Genomic DNA, 19,039 nt, shown 5'->3' with positions numbered 1-19,039 from the left:
GGGTACGTCATCATAAGTTTCGCAGAGATCTATTGTGCATCACATAGTGGAGAAAATAGCTAATGATTTCCATTAGTTTTAGCGAAGCGTACGCTCAATTTAGTAATAAAAACCAGAATTTCAATACTCTGTTTAAAAGTAGAATAAAAAAATAATTTCCCTAATACACCGAGTGGTGCAAATCGTTGATACATCAATGTTTATAGAGGGAGGATAGTTGAACAACGAATATCAATAGAAATACAAGATTACATGGTAAAATAGTGAAAAAAGGCTGTGTCATATATGAACGTTTCTTTAATTGTTGCGATGGACAAGAATAGAGTAATTGGCAAAGAGAATGATATTCCATGGAGAATTCCAAAGGATTGGGAGTATGTTAAAAATACTACAAAGGGACATCCTCTTATATTAGGTAGAAAAAACCTTGATTCAATCGGAAGGGCTTTACCTGACAGAAGAAATATTATTTTGACGAGAGATAAGGATTTTAGCTTTGACGGTTGTGAAATTGTCCATTCAATCGAAAATGTATTTGAGTTATGTAAAAATGAAGAAGAGATTTTTATTTTCGGGGGAGAACAGATTTATAATATGTTCTTGCCTTATGTTGAGAAGATGTATATTACAAAAATTCATCATGAATTTGAAGGAGATATATTTTTTCCAGAAGTTAACTTCGATGAATGGAAAGAAGTATCTGTTGAAAAAGGGATAATGAATGAAAAAAACCCTTATAACTACTATTTTCATGTTTATGAAAGAAATCTTAATTAAGTTAACTGGGTGCATTAGATGAAGATCAGAGCTGTCTTTAAGGCAGCTTTTTCTTAATGAACTAAAGGGGCAGGATAGTTGTATAAGAGCGATGAACCAAATTTTGTTAATATTCCTTGATATAGAATAGAATTAAATATATTAAAACAAGATTATATTAGGAGGGAAACCATGAAAGAAAGTACAAAAAAAGAAATTTATTCTTGGGTAAAATCAATTGCCTTTGCTTTCATCATCACTATTATTTGTAGACAATTTCTTTTTACACCTACAACTGTATTGGGAGCATCAATGTCGCCTACCTTTCAAGACAAAGATAGAGTAGTAGTAAGTAAAACTACTGAAATTCAACGATCTGATGTGATTGTATTCGATGCACCAGATATTGATGGTAAAGACTATATTAAGAGGGTAATAGGGCTTCCTGGAGATCGTATTGATATGAAAGATGATGTGCTCTATATTAATGGGAAAGCCGTAGAAGAACCGTATTTAATTGCAAATAAAGAAGATAATCCATTTAATAAACTGACAGAGGACTTTTCATTGCAAGAAAAAACTGGAGAATCAAAAGTGCCTAAAAACATGTTATTTGTGATGGGGGATAATCGTTTAAATAGTGAGGATAGCAGGACTTTCGGATTTATTTCCTACGAATCGATTATTGGAGAAGTGAAATTTCGAATTTATCCATTACAAGAAATCGGCATACCTAAATAATAGTACAAGTAGAAGAAATGATAATTCCATTAAAGTGGTGCTTTAGTACAAAAAGCATCATCAAAACCACCAAACTTTTTTAATCGCTTTAGCAATTTGTAAGTAATGAATCCATTTTGATCAATCTTTTTTTCAAAATGGATTCGTTTTATTTATCGTTAAAAAGTGTAATGGATCGACTATTCGGTCGATAAATAAGGAGCGCATAAAACCCAACTTTTTTATGCAGCTGACAGGCTTCTTCAGAAGCCAAAAACGTTGATAAATCAACGATGTATAAAAAGATGTATAAACGATAAAAAAACGACCAAGAGCCAAACCCTTGATATATAAGGATTTGGCGCTTCTTCTAACTTCATATAGTTGTTGTTATGTAAACTAGATTTGTAAAACGTATTCATGCGATACCTTGTTGACGTAAGCAGTTTAGTGGAAGAAGCAGAATTCAAGTTATATGTTAAAGAAATAAGGCTGTACTCTAGGAGGAAAAACTATGAAAATAAAAGTAGAGGGAGTTTCAGAAATTGTTTTAGAGGTTAAATCGATGGAAAGAGCAACTGATTTTTGGTCTAATCAATTAGGGTTTCCAATAGTCGAACAGTGGGGCTATAAAGCAGGACAATTCGATGAAAGTGATGATAATGTATGGGCAACATGGTTATATATTGGGGGAACTACTAGATTGGGGTTATGGCTTCCAAGAGACTTTACCGAAAAAGAATTATTCGAAAAGAGAAAACCTATTTCTAAATGGGAAGGACTTTTTGATGAAGGTGGTTCGCACGTCCACTTTGCTTCGTATATAAGACAAGAAAATTTTGATAATGCAGTTACAGTTCTTCAAGGTGCGAATATTGATTTTAAAGTAATTGAGGAAGATATCAATGGTACTAAAGAGAAAAGGTTATATTTTAAGGATACAGAAGAAAATATAGTTGAATTTTATACACTTGATATGAAAAAAGATTATATAAATAGACTACAAAACGGCAAAATAAAGTAAGTATGATTTTCAACTTAAGCAGCTAAAAAGGATCTTCGTTTGAAGATCCTTTTTCAATGCCGATAATCAATGATTATGTTAAGTTCATTTCAAAATCATCTCGATATATAATACAATATTTTAAGAAATATTTTTCAATTCCCCAGTTAATCGTAGAAATTCTTCTTTGTTTCGGTCCTGTAATGACTGGTCAATCTCTTTTCGGATTTGCTCTTTTCGGAAATTACGAAGGGCGTTGTTTAACACCATTTCAGCAAATTCAGAAACCTTGGCGCTTACTTCAGGTTGTGGTGTCGTATTAACCAAATTCCTTTCCATAGGAAACCAACTCCTTGACCTTTTTTTTATTATACTTAAAGTTTTCAGATTATTCAAATATTTAGCTTGGTAGTTCCATAGTATCTATTGCCACTGAGTTTACATCTGAAAGTTTAAACTCAGTGAAACCTTCAGTTTTGAGACTTAAACAAGAATATTTTTAATGAATCTCAAAAACTTTTATTCTTTCCAGTTTACTTAATCGTTAATCTATACCATTTCCTGATGCTACCCCTTATAGAACTAACGGGTGCGTTAGTTCATTAAGGATAATCAAAAATAATCAAACTATATTACAAAAACTGCAAACAAAATTAATAGAAAAGAATCCATTTTAATCAATCTTATTTCAAAGCTACAGTTATTTCTTTGCTTTAGCACATAAGAGAAATAAAAAAAGTCAATTCCTAACGTACAGGAAAGGGCTTTTTTGCTGGGATTTTCTTAGCGTGCAAAATTCCGTGGCTCATGCTGGCCCATACACAAGATAAAGACTACCTATGCTATTGCTCTTTCAAAGAGGCATGAATATATCTAATATCTGTCCTGACATTGAAGGTATTGAAATTTTTAAAGAGAACATTATGTGATGGGGATTTTTGGTTATTTTAATTTTTATCCTCAGTTCATATTTGATAAAGGGCAGGAGGACACAAAATTGAAAAAGTTCTTATTATCATTATTAGTTGGAGTAATAATAGGAGGAATTATTTGTTACGTTTTTATGGATTATGAAACTTCCAACTATGTAATTCAAGATTTTAATGGTCAGGAAGAGAAGGAAATTAAAGAGTGGGACTTTATGTATATCACACAAGCTGGTTTCATAATTTTAGCCATCACTCTATTATTTTATTTCTCTTGGGGCGTTATGGAAAAACGGATGGATAAAGACCGAAAAATGTAAATATTTATATATTTTAGTATAATTAACCAACTCCCACTAGGCTAACTGCAATTGTAATTGAGTCTGAAGAATTAACTCCTTCTAATATTATGCTAATTAAAGAAAATAAATAAAAAAATCTTGTTGAACTAACGTATGCTTTACTTCAATGCTAAGAGCTGATTAGCAGCTCTTTTTCTTATGGAACTAAAGGGGCAGGATAGTTCAATAGAGGACTTGGGTTTTTATGTTAAAATATTAAGTAAAACTTATTGTTGGGGGGGAGGGGATTACTTGGAACTTATTATGGTTTTAGTCGTATTTTTAGTTTGTATATGTATTAGTTCGGTTCTGAATATACTTTTTAAACTGACGAAAAAAAGAGATTGGCTTATAACATTCTTAATAAGTTTAGGTTTATCAATAATAATAGCTCCTCTATTAAATGCTGGATAAGATCTGGTTAGTGTTATGAGATGATTGAGTGGGATTTTATTGATTATTATTACTTCTTAGGTTGTTGGTATTCTTTTTATCGTTTTGGTTGAATAAGGGTCCTACCATGGGTAGGACCCCCTTTATTTCAGTAACAATCGTAAATATTCTTTGGAAAAAATGAAACCAATACCTAACTAATTCGTCTTAGCATTAAACTGGAATGGGGTGAGAAGCGTGTGAGAAAGGTCAAGGATGGAGGCCCTTTGGAAGATCGAGATACCTGGCTTGAGACTATTATGGATAAGTACGGTGAACGGCTCACAAAGTTAGCTTATAACTATGTGAAGGACTGGAAGCAGGCTGAAGATATTGTTCAAGATGTATACATCACTTGCTACAAGAATTATGAAAAAATAGATGAGATTATTTCTTTCAAATCGTGGATTTTTCGACTGGCAATTAATAAATCAAAGGATGTATTGAAGAGTTCGGCTTTTCGAAAAGTGGTGATGAATTCAAGCCTTTTTACTCTTTTTACATCAAAGGAATTGTCACCTGAAAAGGATCTTTTGAAGCGCAGTGAGGAAGAATTTCTTTCCATGTGTGTATTAACTCTGCCTGTGAAGTATCGGGAAGTTATTACGCTCTATTATTATGAAGAATGTTCAATTGAAGAGATTAAAGGAATGTTAGGTGTGAACCAAAATACGATCAAAACGAGATTGAGTAGAGGCAGGGTAAAGCTAAAAAAAATGATGGAAAGGTGGGGGTATGATGGAGAGCAAGCTTAAACAGTTACGGAAAGCGATGGATTCTACGACGCACAAAGGTGTTCATTTCACGGAATTTCAAAAAAATAACATTAGAAAAGCAGTTCTAACAGATATAAAAGAGAAGCCAAACAGACCTAATAAATTAGTAATATTCGTCATTTCCACTTTTGCCATCTGTTTATTAGCCTTCTTTGTTTCAACTGAGCTGTTAATCAAGCAGAATAATGAAAAGATAAATGGTAGTCCAAGTACTCTTAATATGTGGGAAGTACGACACGAATATAAGGAGAATCAGAATGTAATATTTAGCATATTTCCTGACCCTGAGTTGAAAGCAGGAACACCTTATGGCTATATCTTTAGTTTCAAAGAACCTTTTGACATTTTTAAAGGAAAAGAACTTTCCATTTCTGCGATTCATAAGGAAACCGGTGAAAGAATTCAAGTTTTATCTCCTCAAAAAATAATAGAACCATCAACTGGATACTCAAGTTTACAGCGATTCTCGACTACATTCCAAGTTCCTTACGAAGGCTTATGGAAGTATGAGGTATACCTAGATGGCAAAGCATACGGTGATGTTGTTGTCAGAGTGGCTGAAAAAGCAGAAGAAACCCCTATTACTTTGCCTGCAGATATACCAGATTTCGTTCAAGAAAGTGATTTTGAAAATATTGATTGGGAGAGAAAAGCAGTGGAGTTCGGTGATAGGGGCATTCTAGGAAATGAAAACAAATCAGGTGTTATTGGTGCTGACATGCCCAGTTTAAACGGTCAGAAGTGGATGTGGCATCTTTGGGGTGTTGAAGATGTTGATTTAACAATAGTTGGATTTCATAAAGAAACCGAAACAGTCCATAAAATTTTATTAAATGGACTTGGATGGACAATTCGTGCTTATGGTCCCAATAACGGTGCAGATGCACATACTCCATCATCAGTTAAAATTCCAATGTCGGGAGAATGGGCAATATTTCTATATACTGACGGAAAACTATTTGATAAATTGGTTTACGAAATTAATGAATAATGAGCATGCTAGTGGGTGCCTATCTTCAATAAGAAAACATAAATAGATCTTCCGCAATCGGGCGCAATTGTTGAATAATAAAATCCCAATTTCTCATTAATATCACTGAGAGATTGGGATTTTTAATGCTGGAATATCCTTAACGTTGTAAATCCGCGTTTGGCTGGCGGTACCCCTTATGTATTTTTTCGCGTTTTGCTGGCGGTACCCCATCGCCATCAAGCTAAGAAAATAAGTCACCCCCCATAACGATAAATTGAGCTTATAAGTTACAAGAAAGTCCAAAATTTCATTCTGGGGGTACTACAAAACTTTGACTTGATGGCAATGTGACGGTACCCTATAATTTAAGATTCAGTGAAAAAGTCCAATTTTTTCAAAACAACAATATAACCTCAAAAAAACGAGCCTTTAGAATTGCTTCTAAAGCTCGTTTCGTGAGAAAAGTCTGAACCTTCAGCACGCATTGCGAAAACTGAAGAGCCAGGCTTATCATAAGTTGAAATTATTTCACTTCTACCCAGCCGTTTTTAATAGCAAGAACAACAGCTTGTGTACGGTCGTTTACATGCATTTTTTGAAGAATGTTACTCACATGATTTTTTACTGTTTTTTCACTAATGCATAAAGTTTCGCCGACGGCACGGTTGCTTTTTCCATCTGCTAAACGTTGAAGAACTTCACACTCGCGTCGAGTCAATAGGTGAAGTGGTCTTCTGATCTCTACAGCATGGGTGTTTTTGCCCATCCCCTCGAAAAGGTGGATTAAGGGATTTTCCGAAAAACAAATCCCCGTTAAATAGAGAATGGGCGCTTCCTAATTCAAGAAAAGCGCAATTGTGGAATATCAAATTCAATACGTGTTCCCGACAACACTAAGGGATCTACGATCTCTATGCTTCCGTTTAAGTCTTCAACAAGGTTTTTAACAATAAACAGACCTAATCCAGCGTTACCCAACGAATTGGACCTTGACCTATCTTCCCTAAAGTGTTTAGAAAACACCAAATCTCGATTTTCCCTTTTTACTCCCGATCCAGAATCCTCAACTGCAAAGTGAATATGATTGTTCTTTTCCTCGATAAAAAAACGGATTTCTCCATTTTCAGGTGTATATTGAATGGCATTTGCAAATAGATTCTCTAAGATTCGATTAACTTTTAAATAGGGGATTCTTAGGTCTTGATTTACTCTTAAATCATGCTTATATTGAATATTCTTCTTCTCTATTAAAGGAATAATGTCACTTTCTAAACCTTGGATTAATTCATTAATGGACATCACATTGTCAATCAAGGTTGGATCCTTTACATTACTTGCATGACCCATGCTTTTTAATATGTTATTTACCTTCGTGATATTTCTATTTATGATGTCTACCTGTGATTGCTGATTGGGTGTTAGCTCATCTACCTCATTCAGTATTTCCGTACTTAACGCAATGAGTGTCGCAGGCGTTTTTAAATCATGTGACAAACTTGACATCATGACTGCCCATTCTGAGTCTTTTCTCCAATTTTCATATAAAGACTTTTTTAATTCTCTTTGCATTTGCCCAAAAGACTGGGTTAATTGACCAATTTCATTATTGCTGTTGTAACTCAGACTGAATTCCAAGTCTTTTGTTCGAATCATGTTTGAGGCATTTAATAATTCTTCCAACGGTTCCTTTATGGATCGATAGAGCTTATTGATAAAGTATCTCGAAAATAATATAAAATAAACAATCGGTGAAACAAAAGATAAAGCTGTAAAACCAAAAATAATATAACGTGGGACTGTATTTCGACTTTTTATCTGATAAGAATAAACCCATATTTCCTTGATTTGATGATTTATAACCACAGGTTGCACTAAATGATAATAACCTTTATAAAAGTGGATTTGATTAAACATATCAATAACATTTTTCCCCTGAAATAAACCACTAAACTCACTGCCATCAATGAGTTTCCCACTAGGGCTATATTTGTTTAGGATGACATCGTTCTTTTCGAGATATCTTTTCATCTTATTGAACTCAGACGGCTTCATATATTTCGATGGATGATTCTTCATGATTTCGCTCTGTTTTTGAATCAGTTTTTCGTTATAATTTGCTGGTCTTTCAATGGTTCCAAAAATGACTAAAAGCGAAATAATGACTGTGATCACAGTCATTATAATGGTCCATAGTATACTCTTTGTATATAACATTCTTATATCTTTAATTATCGATTGTTCCATTGGTACCCAATTCCCCAAACGGTTTGAAGGTAATTGTCAGGAAAACCTGCAGAGGACAATTTACTCCGGACATTTTTAATGTGCTCCACTACAGAATTTGCATCGCCCTGTCCATCAATCCCACTAATGCTTTCGTATATTTGATCTTTGGTGAAAATTTGTTTCGGTGACGAAAGTAATAATACGAGCAAGTCAAATTCCTTTTTCGTAAATGGTATAACCTGTTTGTTATACATCATTTCTCGTGATGAAATATCAACAAGTAAGTCATCAATGATCATTCTTTGCCTCTTATTTTCTTCATAATTTTGCAAAAGGCGTTCCTTCATTTTAAATAAAGCTTCAATTTTATACATTAATTCCTTTAGAGAAAAGGGTTTTGATATAAAGTCATCTCCACCCAAAGAAAAAGCTTTCATCTTATTCATGTCATTTGAAGCAGCACTAATAAATATTATTGGACAAGCCACTTGACTACGAATTTTCTTGCACACTTGCAAACCATCCATTCCCGGCATCATGATATCTAGCAAAATTAAATCTATATTTTGTTTTGCCCTGTCAACTGCTTCAATGCCATCCTTTGCTTCTAAAACTTCATAGCCCTTTGAATTTAAATGAAGAGAAAGTATTTTCCGCATATCTTCCTCATCTTCTGCAATCAATATACGTTTATTCATTAATTGTTCTTCCTTCCCATTTATTAAACCAAAGCATAAACGCTCCTAATAAAATGGCATTGACAATAACATATAGGCTAGCCACAATAGATGTTACTTCATAATGATTCGTCGTCAACCAATATAAATATCTTGTCCCGTATAAAAGAGGGATGTACTGCCATATAGAATCGCCTAAACTGTTCGCACCAAAATAGATAAGAAATATACTAAAAAAGACGCCTATACCGAGACAAACATTTGTATTTATTTTTAATGCAATAAACCATAAGATAAGGACCACAGTCAATGAAAAAATAGTGGTTAAAATGAAGTATAACAATATGTTACCTAGAAATCGATTGCCTATAAGTAACCATAGTGGAACGCAACTAATTAAAGCACTTCCCATAATAGATACGACACTAATGAGAATTAGATCCATACTCCACTTTTTCCTATCCGACAATTGTAGTAAATGATTAAAATGCCCTATCTGTTCCTCGTATTTAATATATAGACTTATCATTAATGAGATTCCAAACGGTATGGCGCAATTAAAGTAGACTGTGTAGCCGTGGAATATGCTTGCTGAGTTATCATACCTCTTTAGATATAAAAATGCACAAATATCATATAGAATTGGAGCCAGCGCCATTATAAGAAACCAATAAGATTTCGCCATTTTATATAACATTACTTTATAATAACTCATACAGATCTTTTCCTTTTAAAGAGCAATATTGAGAACCAAGATAAAACGACAAAATAAATAATGCTAACAATCATGGCGATGGCTAAGGTATAAAAATCTGGTACTAGATCGAAATTTTCCATTGGTGTCCCGTTGGGATGGATCCCCATTGTCTCTGCAGGAACCCTTAACATACTTCCCCATGGAAGAATCCAGAAGTAAGACTTTAAAGCAATAAACACAGATCCAATTGAACCAACAAGACTTATTAAAGTTGTTATAATGGCACCGACATACTGACCTAATGTTAAAGAAAAAGGTATTAATGGTAATGAGGCAATCGTTATTAATGCTGTCGCAAAAATTATTTGCGGTATAATCGGCAATTCCTTGTTAATCAGTAACGAACCCACTATAGCCACTATGATCACTAATACCGATGAAATACATTGATAAATCACCATTGAAATAATTTTTGAAAACAATAGTTTGGGTAAAGGTATATTATTCGATAATGCGCCTTTATAATTGCCACTTCTTTTTTCTAAATTGATATTTATACCACACGCCATAGCCAACCCTATTGGTAAAAAGAATACGGGCCAAAGATTATAAATAATTGTCAAAAATATATTTGTGTTCGGCTGTTGTTCAGCATAAATACTTGAAAAGACAGCAAAAAGCAAAAAGAGGACTGGCATCGCTAATAATAAATTCTTAGATAAAGATGATTTCATTTTCAGCAATTCAGCTTTAATAAAAGTAGTCATGCTTATACATCCTTTCTATTACCAGACGTGATTTTAAAGAATAATTCCTCAAGGTTTTCTCTAGGATCGATTTTATTTTCATATTCTAGTTTTCCATTATGAATAATGCCGATAGTATCCGATAATATCTGAATCTCATTCAAGATATGACTAGAAATCATGGTTGTGATGCCTTCACTCTTTAAATCATTCAACAGTTGCCTTAATTCCCTTATGCCTACTGGATCTAATCCATTCGCCGGTTCATCCAACACCAAAAACTTGGGTCTCTTTATTAATGCCATAGCAATTCCTAATCTTTGTTTCATTCCCAATGAAAATTCCTTTGACTTTTTCTTTCCTGTATTGGTTAGGTTCACCTTATTTAACACCTGATTAATTTCTTCAAAAGGGATGCTTTCCTGCAAACAAAAGAGTTTCAAATTATCATAAGCACTTAAGTTTCCATAAATTGCAGGACCTTCTATCAAAGATCCTATTTTTTTTAAATCACTCCTTTTCCATTGATCCCCTTCAAACATGATCTCCCCTTTTGTTTTGTTGAAGATACCACAAATAATTTTCATTAACGTTGATTTACCGGCTCCATTTAATCCTAAAAGACCATATATTTCTCCATAACCTACGTGCAAATTTATATCCGATAAGGCTGTTTCATTTGTAAATTTTTTTTCTAAATGTCTCGTCGTTAATATATAATTTGTCATTATTATCAAGCTCCTTCTTTATCTTTTCTTAGGTAATTATAAAAAACAAAAATAAGGAAACTATAAGGAATTTGTTTTTTACCAATGTTTTATTGCATAAAGGAATTCGTAAAGAAGGTCATGACTTAATTGAGTCATGACCTTCCCCAATCCTCCCCTATTTCTACCCCAAAACAAAAAGTTACCTCCTCATCCGACTCCTCGACACAACCCATCAGTTTTAGAAATCTAAAACTGCCTGACCTTTACTGAAAATGTGTGACCTCATTTCATTTAAGCTAGGAACATTTCGCACCCGTTAAATGGCCTGTTTGCGGAACAACTTTATTGCTATTCAACACTCAATTCTTAGGATCTTTTTTCGTTTATAAAGGTGTACCTTTAAAATCCGTATGATAAAGTCTAATTCATGCGTTTGAAAATGTATGAAAATCATTTTACAAACGTTTATTAAATTCAATATACCTTTGGAAACGAAATAAAGTAAAATAGTAGATGAAAATAAATCTTCTGGAGGAAGTTCATGGTGAAGATCGGTTATGTTCGTGTTTCATCTACAGATCAGAATGAAGAACGTCAAATCAAAAAAATGTTTGCTCTAGGCATCGAGGAACGAATGATCTTTGTTGATAAACAAAGTGGAAAAGATTTCAATCGCCCCAGCTACCAGACGATGAAGCGTATCCTGCGAAAAGGGGATCTTCTTTATCTGGATGCTCTAGATCGCTTAGGGAGGGATTACGAGGGGATTATCCATGAATGGAAACACATTACAAGAAACATTCAAGCAGATATTGTAGTGTTGGAAAACGAAACGTTGTTTGATAGTCGAAAATATAGGGAGATGGGCGATATTGGCAAACTGATGGAAGATCAGTTTCTAAGTCTGCTGTCTTATGTGGCTGAACAAGAGCGAAAGAAAATTAAACAACGCCAAGCCGAAGGCATAGCGCTGGCCAAATCTCAAGGTAGGCATTTAGGACGACCTAAGCTCAATTTACAGACACTTTCCCATGAACAGCGCCAACTATTAAACTCTCACTATCCGAAATGGAAAAACAAAGATATCACAGGTGTAGAATTCATGAAGTTACTTAGGCTGAAAAAGAACTCATTTTATAAGGTAATGAGGGAATTTGAGATTGGAATGCTCCCTTGATTTGGAGTCTCTTTATTTTATTGGAGAATCCTTCATATGCAGCAGTCATTCCCTGAATTGCTCACATACCCTCATACAGAAAGGGTAAATATGAATATGGAAAACAATACAACTACTCAAAAACGGTTGAGGATTCTTAGTGAAGATGAAATAAAGATCATTTATGACAGACCAAGTTTCACATACGAAGATAGCTGTTCTTATTTTTCTCTCTCACAGCCAGAGAAAGAGTTGCTACACACATTGCGCTCTATCAAATCTAAAGCTTATTTTGTTTTACAACTAGGTTATTTCAAGGCTAAACAACTATTTTTTACATTTGACCTCCATGAGGTAGAGGAGGATCTTCAGTATATTCTAAAGGAACATTTCAACAACAGTAAGATCGATGACTTGAGTTCAATTGATAAATCTACTAGGTTAAAACAGCAACAATTGATTCTTAAATTATTTAACTACCACAGTTGCGGTGCTGAAGAACGGCGTAAGATGGAGGAAAAAGCTCAAAGAGCTGCAGCGTTTTGTGGTAAACCCATTTATATCTTTCGAGAAATCATGAATTATTTAGCTGAAAACTGCATTGTTGTTCCGGGCTATAGTTTTATGCAAGATATGACGGGACAGGCGATAACCCACGAGCAAAACCGATTAATCAAATTGATGCAGGATGATCTTAAACAGACTGATATTGAATCCTTAGATCGATTACTTGAAGATTCTTCAGGGCTATATGAAATAACACTACTGAAACACGAACCGAAAGACTTCAGCGCCACTGAAATAAAGCTTGAAATGAATCGTGGTAAACAAATACAGCATTTGTATCACCTTGCTCAAGAACTGTTACCAAAGTTAGGTATTTCTAACGAAAGCATCAAGTACTATGCTTCATTAGTCAATTACTACTCTGTCTACAAGCTCAAACGGCTGAATGTATGGATTGTATATGTTTATTTGCTATGTTTTGTATCCCATCGTTATCGACGGATGCACGACAACCTGATCAACACCTTCATCTTTGGTGTAAGAGGTTATGTAGATGAAGCTAAATTAGTAGCAAAAGAACAAGTTTACGAGTCCTATACAGAGAGCAATCAAGACATGAAAAAAGCAGGGGAACTGCTTAAAATTTTCACTGATGATCATATTCCTGCCGATACTCCCTTTAAGGATATTCAAGACCGTGCATTTACTATTCTGGAACGTCAGAAACTGGAATCCATAGCGAAACAGATTACTACAAATATAAAATACGATGAAACTGCCTTCCGGTGGGAACATATTGATCAGCTGGCACGACGATTTAAACGATATTTACGACCCATATTTTTGCAGATTGATTTCATAGCTTCTTCACCGAATGATCCGTTAATTAAAGCAGCCAATTTTATGAAGACTGCTTTTAATAAGAATAAACCGTTAGGACAATATCGCTCAGATCATTTACCAAATAGTTTTATACCTGAAGGTGTGAAGCGTTACATCTATCAGAAAAAAACAATCTTAATAGATCGCTATGAATTTTTAGTCTGTAGCCTCCTACGCAACCGTTTAGAAGCAGGGGATATTTTTTGTCGTGATAGTATTTGATTTCGCAGTTTTGAAGATGACCTGATCAATGATCGTCAATGGGAACAGAAAGAAACGTTGATCGCTGATACGGGTCTAACGATTTTCAATCAACCCATTCATAGTCATTTAATGGAGCTTGAGGGGAAATTAGAAGAACGAATTACAGAGGTTAACCGAAGCATTTCATCTGGGGAAAATGAACATCTTCAAATAAAAAAACGGGGTTCGTATACCCGATGGACGTTACCTTATACCCGGGATGCAGAATCCATTAATCACTCATTCTACGATACATTAAAGCAAATAGACATTAGAAGTGTCTTGCATTTTGTTCAACAACAATGTCAATTCCTTGACTCATTTGAGCACATTCTGGGACGTTATGCCAAACAGAATAAAGACAATCGAATTCTTGTCGCCTGTCTGATCGCTTGGGGAACCAACATGGGGTTAGGTAGAATGGGGGAAATTTCAGATATTAGCTATCCGTTACTGGCTGCCACATCTGATAACTTTATTCGTCTAGAGACTTTAAAAGAAGCGAATGATTGTATCAGTAATGCAATAACCAAACTTCCAATCTTTAAACATTATGACATTGGTGAGGCGATTCATTCTAGTAGTGACGGGCAGAAAATTGAAACTCGAATCAATACTATTAATTCTCGTCATTCACCTAAATACTTTGGTCTTGGTAAAGGGATTGTTTCCTATACAATGGTAGCCAACCATATCCCTGTTAATGCTCGAATTATTGGGGCCAATGAGCATGAAAGTCATTATGTGTTTGATATTCTATTCAACAACACAACTGATATTCAGCCTGATCTACATTCCACGGATACACATGGAACTAATGAAGTGAATTTTGCTATTCTTAACTTTTTTGGTTTTCAGTTTGCGCCTCGCTACAAGGATATTCACGATAAAGTCAACAAATCTCTTTACGGATTCAAACATCCGAGCCAATATGGCGATCAACTGATCAAGCCAGTCCGAAAAATTAATACCAATCTTATTATAGAAGAATGGGAAAATATTCAACGAATTATGCTATCCCTTGCGGTTAAAACAACCACACAGAGCATTATAATTGGTAAGCTGAGTGCTTATGCACGGAAGAACAAAACCAAACGTGCTCTATGGGAGTACGATAACATCATAAGAAGCCTGTATTTTCTGGATTATATTGATTCTCCACCTTTACGCCGCAATGTGCAAAAGGCATTAAATCGGGGAGAAAGTTATCATAAGTTACGCAAAGCAGTATCCTTTGCTAATTTTGGAAAATTACGTTTTAAAAATGAAAATGATCAACATATCTGGGGGGAATGCAGTCGCTTACTCTCCAATTGCATTATTTATTACAATGCCAGTATTTTATCTAATATGTTGGTTTACAGAGAAAGAAAGGGACTGGATTCAGATGTTATGAAACAAACCTCTCCAGTTGCATGGCAACATATTAACTTCTATGGAAGATACGAGTTTAATATTCAACAAGAGACTGTTGATATGGATAAAATCATTCAAGAATTAGCCCAATTAAACGTAATATCAGAAACAGAGTAAGCAATATTTAAGGAGAACTTCCCTAATCTTTAATGAAGTTCTCCTTATTCCACCTTTTCGGGGGGATGGGCAAAAACACCCAATTTGAAAAGATAATTTCAATGTCAGAAACTTTAGCTAAAGGTGAATTTTATCTGTACCATTGCGGCGTATAAAGATTGTTTAAAATCGTTAATGAAATAACGGGTGCGTTAGCTGAAGATAGGAGCTGTCTTTAAGGCAGTTTTTTCTTTATGCAACTATTTCGCAAGGCTCGCCATCAGGGCCATATATGCTCGCTCATTCTACTAAGTATCCATCGATTTGATCAACTCATTCGACAGCATGCTTCAGATACGATGCAGTACCTAACCGGGAAAACTTACGTACTTGAAGCTAATTTTTCAGGTTCTTCTGGGTCTATTAATTGGTTGTTTTTGGATTTTCATAATTAATTGCAAAAACGGACGAATGGCACTTACCGGGCCGTTCGTCCGTTTTATTATGCACAGTTAAATAGTGAACGGTTCAAAATGGCGTACATTATCGAGGCTACCGCTGTATAAAATCCCCCGCGATATAAAACGAACAATTAGCGCGGGAGAAGCAGTTGATACCGTCGGTTACTGCGTCGTCTTTACCGCTTATTTCTACGTGAAAGTCCGTAATTGCCTCGATAGTAGCGGGTCCGTAAACGTGGTCATCGAAGTATACGTATATCGGCGTTCGTTTAGCGGCGGCTAGAATTAGGTCGCTCGTCGTGGTTAGCGGTTTCATGGCGGAATCACCTCGTATAGAATGGCGGGCTACTCGATTAACTTAAACTCTCCGGAATTAACAAAATATAATCACCGTAAGCGCCAGCATCCCTGGCGTTTTTTTTATTTTCGCGTGTCGGTAATGTTTGACATTAGGTGAAAAATAATCCATCATAAAATATGACCACCTGGTCATGTGGTAATTTCACATGATTTACAATTTTAAGCTAACAATACGAGTTTATGATGAGGAGCTGATTTATTTTGACTATTAAATCTAATTCGAAGAAATATTTATTGTTAATGGTAATGGCTTTAGGTGTCGGATTGTTTGGAAATGCAGGACCCAGCCATGCGAGTATCGAGCCGTCGAACAAAAGTAAGAAAACGTTAGTGCTCCAAAATGCAACTGTTGTGGATGTTCAGTCTGGGAAATTGGAGGAAGATCAAACGATAATCGTTGTAGGCAACAAGATTCAACAGATTGGAGACAGCGATGAAGTTGAGATACCAGGAGAAGCACAAGTGCGCGACGCTGCAGTCCAATATGTCATTCCCGGTTTGTGGGATATGCACATACACTTAACGAACGACCATGAGCTGGCTTTTCCGTTATTTCTGAGCAATGGGGTAACAGGCGTAAGAGATATGGGGGCGAATCTGAAAAGCATCGATTTATGGAAAAAAGCGATCAAAGACGGAATGAATGCACCGCGAATTGCCTATGCAGGATCGACGTTGGTGCAAGGCGCGGATGCGCCCCACATGTTTGATTTGAGAACGGAGAAACAAGCGCGCGAAGCCGTTCGTCTCATGGCCAAGAAAGGCGCGGATCACATTAAGGTATATTCCTGGCTGCCGAGTCCGCTTTTCATCGCCGTTGCGGACGAAGCGAATAAGCTCGGACTACCCGTTACAGGTCATTTGCCTGCGTTGGTTCGCGCCACAGAGGCGGTCCGAGTGGGAATGAAGAGCATGGAACACATGCATGGTATGTTTATCGCGACCTCAAGCCTAGAAGAAGATCTGTTAAAAAATCCAAAATTGATGGATATGACTACTTTTGTGGAATCCGAAGTTAGAGCGGCGAAATCTTATGATCCGAAGCGTGCGGCAAAGCTGTTCCAGGTGTTTAAACAGAACGAAGTTTGGCAAGTGCCGACGCTTGCCGTGACGAACGCTCTATTTAATTCAGAGCAGCTTAGCGAGCGAGCGAAATATGTGCCGACGGAGATTCAGAAACAATGGGTTCAATCTCTTCGACAAAGCAAGAATAACCCGAAAGAGTTTGCTCAAATGAGGGAACACAACTCCTTTTTACCGGGTTTAGTCCGGAAAATGAACGAGGCTGGCGTTCCATTGCTTGCCGGAACGGATGCCGTGTTCTTGATTCCGAATCTAGTATACGGTTTTTCCTTGCACGACGAGCTTGAACTGCTCGTGAAGAGCGGTCTTACTCCGCTCCAAGCGTTGCAGACGGCAACGCTTAATCCGGCGAAATACCTTGGCAGAGAACATGAGCTTGGTACCGTCGAAGAGGGCAAGCTGGCCGATCTGGTTTTGCTCACAGCGAATCCGCTGAAGGACATTCGGAATACGACGGCGATTTCCGCCGTTATATTGGACGGAAAGCTAATGGAGAAGCAGGATTTGACGAAAGCGATCAAAACGCACCAGGTGATAAAAATGTCGGACGTGAAGAACCAGCCGCAATCGTCGCAACCGCATATACACTAATCGGAGCTTGATCAGTAATCTGAAATGAGAGTATAATACATGGCTGAGGGACAAATCCGATAAGGAGGTTGAGTCATGAATATCGAGATGTTCGAGCGATTGCCGCAGGAAAAACAAGAGAAGATTTTGCAAGCTTGTTTGGACGAGTTCGCCGCTTATGGATTCGATGCCGCTTCGACGAACCGGATCGTGAAGCAGGCAGGCATCCCTAAAGGTTCGTTATTTCAATATTTCGGGGGTAAAGAGTCCTTATTTCTTTATATGATCGAAAGGATAGAAAGCGAGAATGAGCGGATCTCGAGATATCAGATCGAGGACATACCGTCAGATTTTTTCGAGGCCATTATTCACCTTTTCGTAAAGGATCTTGAATATTTAAAATCTAGGCCTAAAGTCGTTCAATTAATTCGTATCATTATAAGCCAGCCGCTACACCCGGTGTATCAAAAAGCTGAGGCACTTTGGGGACAAAAAAATTCCGGACAATTCCGGGAAATCATATCTGCCATACCTCGGGATCAAATACGGGATGATATTGATTTTGAAGATGTGATTAAAATCATATCGGTAATTACTGAGGCGATGGAACATCGTATGGATAAGCTGTTCATTGCAAGGGAAGGTAGCCTTGAGCAGATGCGTCGAGAGCTGGAAGTAATTTTCCAAGATTTTCGTGAATTTTTTGCCATGCTGCGTTTTGGTGTCTACAAAAGATGAAGTAGCGCATGTGAATATCTTTTCTAAAGAAGCGGGTATTGGCTCTGTGCCAGTCCCTGCTTTTCTTCGTTTCCACCTCTAGGTTACCCCATTTCCGAGTCGAACAACACCGTAATGGTGCATATCAGCAAGTTGAGAGATAAGCTCGAGCAGGAAATGGGTCGCAAGCTCATTACGACTGTGTGGGGGGTTGGCTATAAAATTGAAACCTAACATCGCTGTTCGTATGGCTTGCACACTGATATGGCAAATCATTGCGAGCACTATCCTGGCAATCATTACTTTTTATTTGTTAATCATTGTAGTGGATCGGATGACTCGTAATAGTTATGACCAACGATCATTTCTCAAAGGGGTCTATTACACCGTTGGCCAAATGCCAATGGCCATGCTAGCCGTTCAGTGGAACATATCGCGAAAGGTCATTTTGACGACACCATCCCCGTTATCGGGGCAGCATTCCTGTAATAACTGAAAATGAGGTTTGAACGAAAAAAGACCTCTTGATAAGATGAATGTGTCCTGAGCTGGCCAGCTAAAAAGG

The 19,039-nt window shown here is 36.4% G+C and carries 16 protein-coding genes and 3 pseudogenes; 12 read left to right on the top strand and 7 right to left on the bottom strand.

Annotated elements, in window-relative coordinates; all coding sequences use genetic code 11:
- The first annotated feature begins 285 nt into the window (after positions 1–285).
- The 3 genes from dfr (at position 286) to ACIQYG_RS25630 (ending at position 2,500) form a co-directional block, all read left to right on the top strand.
- Positions 286–777 (top strand): DfrD/DfrG/DfrK family trimethoprim-resistant dihydrofolate reductase, encoded by a 492-nt coding sequence (gene dfr, locus ACIQYG_RS25640; RefSeq protein WP_402844074.1) that lies wholly within the window; start codon positions 286–288, stop codon positions 775–777.
- A gap of 171 nt (positions 778–948) precedes the next feature.
- Positions 949–1,497, top strand: a complete 549-nt coding sequence (gene lepB / locus ACIQYG_RS25635; RefSeq protein ID WP_402844071.1) for a signal peptidase I — start codon at positions 949–951, stop codon at positions 1,495–1,497.
- A 493-nt stretch (positions 1,498–1,990) separates the two neighbouring features.
- Positions 1,991–2,500 carry a VOC family protein gene (locus tag ACIQYG_RS25630; RefSeq protein ID WP_402844068.1) on the top strand — a complete coding sequence of 170 codons (510 nt, stop codon included), beginning with the start codon at positions 1,991–1,993 and terminating at the stop codon, positions 2,498–2,500.
- Between the two features lie 120 nt (positions 2,501–2,620).
- Here the strand turns inward: ACIQYG_RS25630 and ACIQYG_RS25625 are convergent, their stop codons facing one another.
- Positions 2,621–2,818, bottom strand: coding sequence for an IDEAL domain-containing protein (locus ACIQYG_RS25625; protein ID WP_054399421.1), 198 nt, complete (start codon positions 2,816–2,818; stop codon positions 2,621–2,623).
- Between the two features lie 658 nt (positions 2,819–3,476).
- Here ACIQYG_RS25625 and ACIQYG_RS25620 point away from each other — a divergent pair.
- The 3 genes from ACIQYG_RS25620 to ACIQYG_RS25610 all read left to right on the top strand — a co-directional run bounded on the left by ACIQYG_RS25620 (position 3,477) and on the right by ACIQYG_RS25610 (position 5,945).
- Positions 3,477–3,725: a hypothetical protein gene (locus ACIQYG_RS25620; RefSeq protein ID WP_134784827.1), complete on the top strand. Its 249-nt coding sequence runs from the start codon at positions 3,477–3,479 to the stop codon at positions 3,723–3,725.
- A 653-nt stretch (positions 3,726–4,378) separates the two neighbouring features.
- The gene (locus ACIQYG_RS25615; protein WP_402844062.1) at positions 4,379–4,933 is read left to right on the top strand and encodes a sigma-70 family RNA polymerase sigma factor; all 555 of its coding nucleotides are present in this window, start codon (positions 4,379–4,381) and stop codon (positions 4,931–4,933) included.
- A complete protein-coding gene (locus tag ACIQYG_RS25610; protein WP_402844059.1) occupies positions 4,914–5,945 on the top strand; it encodes a hypothetical protein in 1,032 nt (343 codons plus the stop codon). Before ACIQYG_RS25615 ends, ACIQYG_RS25610 begins: the two co-directional genes overlap by 20 nt.
- Before the next feature lie 505 nt (positions 5,946–6,450).
- On the opposite strand, the pseudogene degU reads toward ACIQYG_RS25610, so the two are convergent.
- From degU to ACIQYG_RS25580, 6 genes and pseudogenes are all read right to left on the bottom strand, one after another.
- Positions 6,451–6,669 (bottom strand): annotated as a pseudogene (gene degU / locus ACIQYG_RS25605) (two-component system response regulator DegU); the annotation flags it as partial.
- Between the two features lie 98 nt (positions 6,670–6,767).
- Complete coding sequence (locus ACIQYG_RS25600; RefSeq protein WP_402844057.1) at positions 6,768–8,171, bottom strand: HAMP domain-containing sensor histidine kinase; 1,404 nt, start codon at positions 8,169–8,171, stop codon at positions 6,768–6,770.
- Positions 8,156–8,851 carry a response regulator transcription factor gene (locus tag ACIQYG_RS25595; RefSeq protein WP_402844054.1) on the bottom strand — a complete coding sequence of 232 codons (696 nt, stop codon included), beginning with the start codon at positions 8,849–8,851 and terminating at the stop codon, positions 8,156–8,158. The genes ACIQYG_RS25600 and ACIQYG_RS25595 overlap by 16 nt, the downstream gene beginning before the upstream one ends.
- Positions 8,844–9,488, bottom strand: a complete 645-nt coding sequence (locus tag ACIQYG_RS25590) for a BsaG family lantibiotic immunity ABC transporter permease subunit (RefSeq protein ID WP_396020228.1) — start codon at positions 9,486–9,488, stop codon at positions 8,844–8,846. Before ACIQYG_RS25590 ends, ACIQYG_RS25595 begins: the two co-directional genes overlap by 8 nt.
- A gap of 53 nt (positions 9,489–9,541) precedes the next feature.
- The gene (locus ACIQYG_RS25585; RefSeq protein ID WP_034313279.1) at positions 9,542–10,294 is read right to left on the bottom strand and encodes a lantibiotic immunity ABC transporter MutE/EpiE family permease subunit; all 753 of its coding nucleotides are present in this window, start codon (positions 10,292–10,294) and stop codon (positions 9,542–9,544) included.
- A gap of 2 nt (positions 10,295–10,296) precedes the next feature.
- Entirely contained in the window at positions 10,297–11,001 is a 705-nt protein-coding gene (locus tag ACIQYG_RS25580) for a lantibiotic protection ABC transporter ATP-binding subunit (protein WP_402844052.1), read from the bottom strand.
- A 526-nt stretch (positions 11,002–11,527) separates the two neighbouring features.
- Here ACIQYG_RS25580 and ACIQYG_RS25575 point away from each other — a divergent pair.
- The 6 genes and pseudogenes from ACIQYG_RS25575 (at position 11,528) to ACIQYG_RS25550 (ending at position 18,970) form a co-directional block, all read left to right on the top strand.
- The gene (locus ACIQYG_RS25575) at positions 11,528–12,160 is read left to right on the top strand and encodes a recombinase family protein (RefSeq protein WP_402844077.1); all 633 of its coding nucleotides are present in this window, start codon (positions 11,528–11,530) and stop codon (positions 12,158–12,160) included.
- A 96-nt stretch (positions 12,161–12,256) separates the two neighbouring features.
- Positions 12,257–15,304 (top strand): annotated as a pseudogene (locus tag ACIQYG_RS25570) (Tn3 family transposase).
- Between the two features lie 1,001 nt (positions 15,305–16,305).
- The gene (locus ACIQYG_RS25565) at positions 16,306–17,778 is read left to right on the top strand and encodes an amidohydrolase family protein (protein WP_402844049.1); all 1,473 of its coding nucleotides are present in this window, start codon (positions 16,306–16,308) and stop codon (positions 17,776–17,778) included.
- A gap of 75 nt (positions 17,779–17,853) precedes the next feature.
- Positions 17,854–18,495: a TetR/AcrR family transcriptional regulator gene (locus tag ACIQYG_RS25560; RefSeq protein ID WP_402844047.1), complete on the top strand. Its 642-nt coding sequence runs from the start codon at positions 17,854–17,856 to the stop codon at positions 18,493–18,495.
- Positions 18,496–18,588: 93 nt separating this feature from the next.
- A pseudogene (locus ACIQYG_RS25555) lies at positions 18,589–18,708 on the top strand (winged helix-turn-helix domain-containing protein); the annotation flags it as partial.
- On the top strand, positions 18,698–18,970 hold the full coding sequence (locus ACIQYG_RS25550; protein ID WP_402844045.1) for a hypothetical protein: 273 nt from the start codon (positions 18,698–18,700) through the stop codon (positions 18,968–18,970). The pseudogene ACIQYG_RS25555 and the gene ACIQYG_RS25550, both read left to right, overlap by 11 nt.
- The last annotated feature ends 69 nt before the right edge of the window (positions 18,971–19,039 follow it).

The sequence above is a fragment of the Peribacillus sp. NPDC096622 genome (assembly GCF_044762665.1).
GTDB classification, from domain to species: Bacteria; Bacillota; Bacilli; order Bacillales; family DSM-1321; genus Peribacillus; species Peribacillus frigoritolerans_B.
The sequence above is the reverse complement of the archived record's forward strand: the minus strand, read 5'-3'. Positions and strand labels throughout refer to the sequence as shown.

Excerpts from the sequence above, each read along its gene's own strand:
- ACIQYG_RS25590 (WP_396020228.1), bottom strand. The coding sequence starts at position 9,488 with ATGGCGCTGGCTCCAATTCTATATGATATTTGTGCATTTTTATATCTA.
- ACIQYG_RS25630 (WP_402844068.1), top strand. The coding sequence starts at position 1,991 with ATGAAAATAAAAGTAGAGGGAGTTTCAGAAATTGTTTTAGAGGTTAAA.
- lepB (WP_402844071.1), top strand. The coding sequence starts at position 949 with ATGAAAGAAAGTACAAAAAAAGAAATTTATTCTTGGGTAAAATCAATT.
- dfr (WP_402844074.1), top strand. The coding sequence starts at position 286 with ATGAACGTTTCTTTAATTGTTGCGATGGACAAGAATAGAGTAATTGGC.
- ACIQYG_RS25585 (WP_034313279.1), bottom strand. The coding sequence starts at position 10,294 with ATGACTACTTTTATTAAAGCTGAATTGCTGAAAATGAAATCATCTTTA.
- ACIQYG_RS25600 (WP_402844057.1), bottom strand. The coding sequence starts at position 8,171 with ATGGAACAATCGATAATTAAAGATATAAGAATGTTATATACAAAGAGT.
- ACIQYG_RS25625 (WP_054399421.1), bottom strand. The coding sequence starts at position 2,818 with ATGGAAAGGAATTTGGTTAATACGACACCACAACCTGAAGTAAGCGCC.
- ACIQYG_RS25560 (WP_402844047.1), top strand. The coding sequence starts at position 17,854 with ATGAATATCGAGATGTTCGAGCGATTGCCGCAGGAAAAACAAGAGAAG.
- ACIQYG_RS25610 (WP_402844059.1), top strand. The coding sequence starts at position 4,914 with ATGATGGAGAGCAAGCTTAAACAGTTACGGAAAGCGATGGATTCTACG.
- ACIQYG_RS25595 (WP_402844054.1), bottom strand. The coding sequence starts at position 8,851 with ATGAATAAACGTATATTGATTGCAGAAGATGAGGAAGATATGCGGAAA.
- ACIQYG_RS25580 (WP_402844052.1), bottom strand. The coding sequence starts at position 11,001 with ATGACAAATTATATATTAACGACGAGACATTTAGAAAAAAAATTTACA.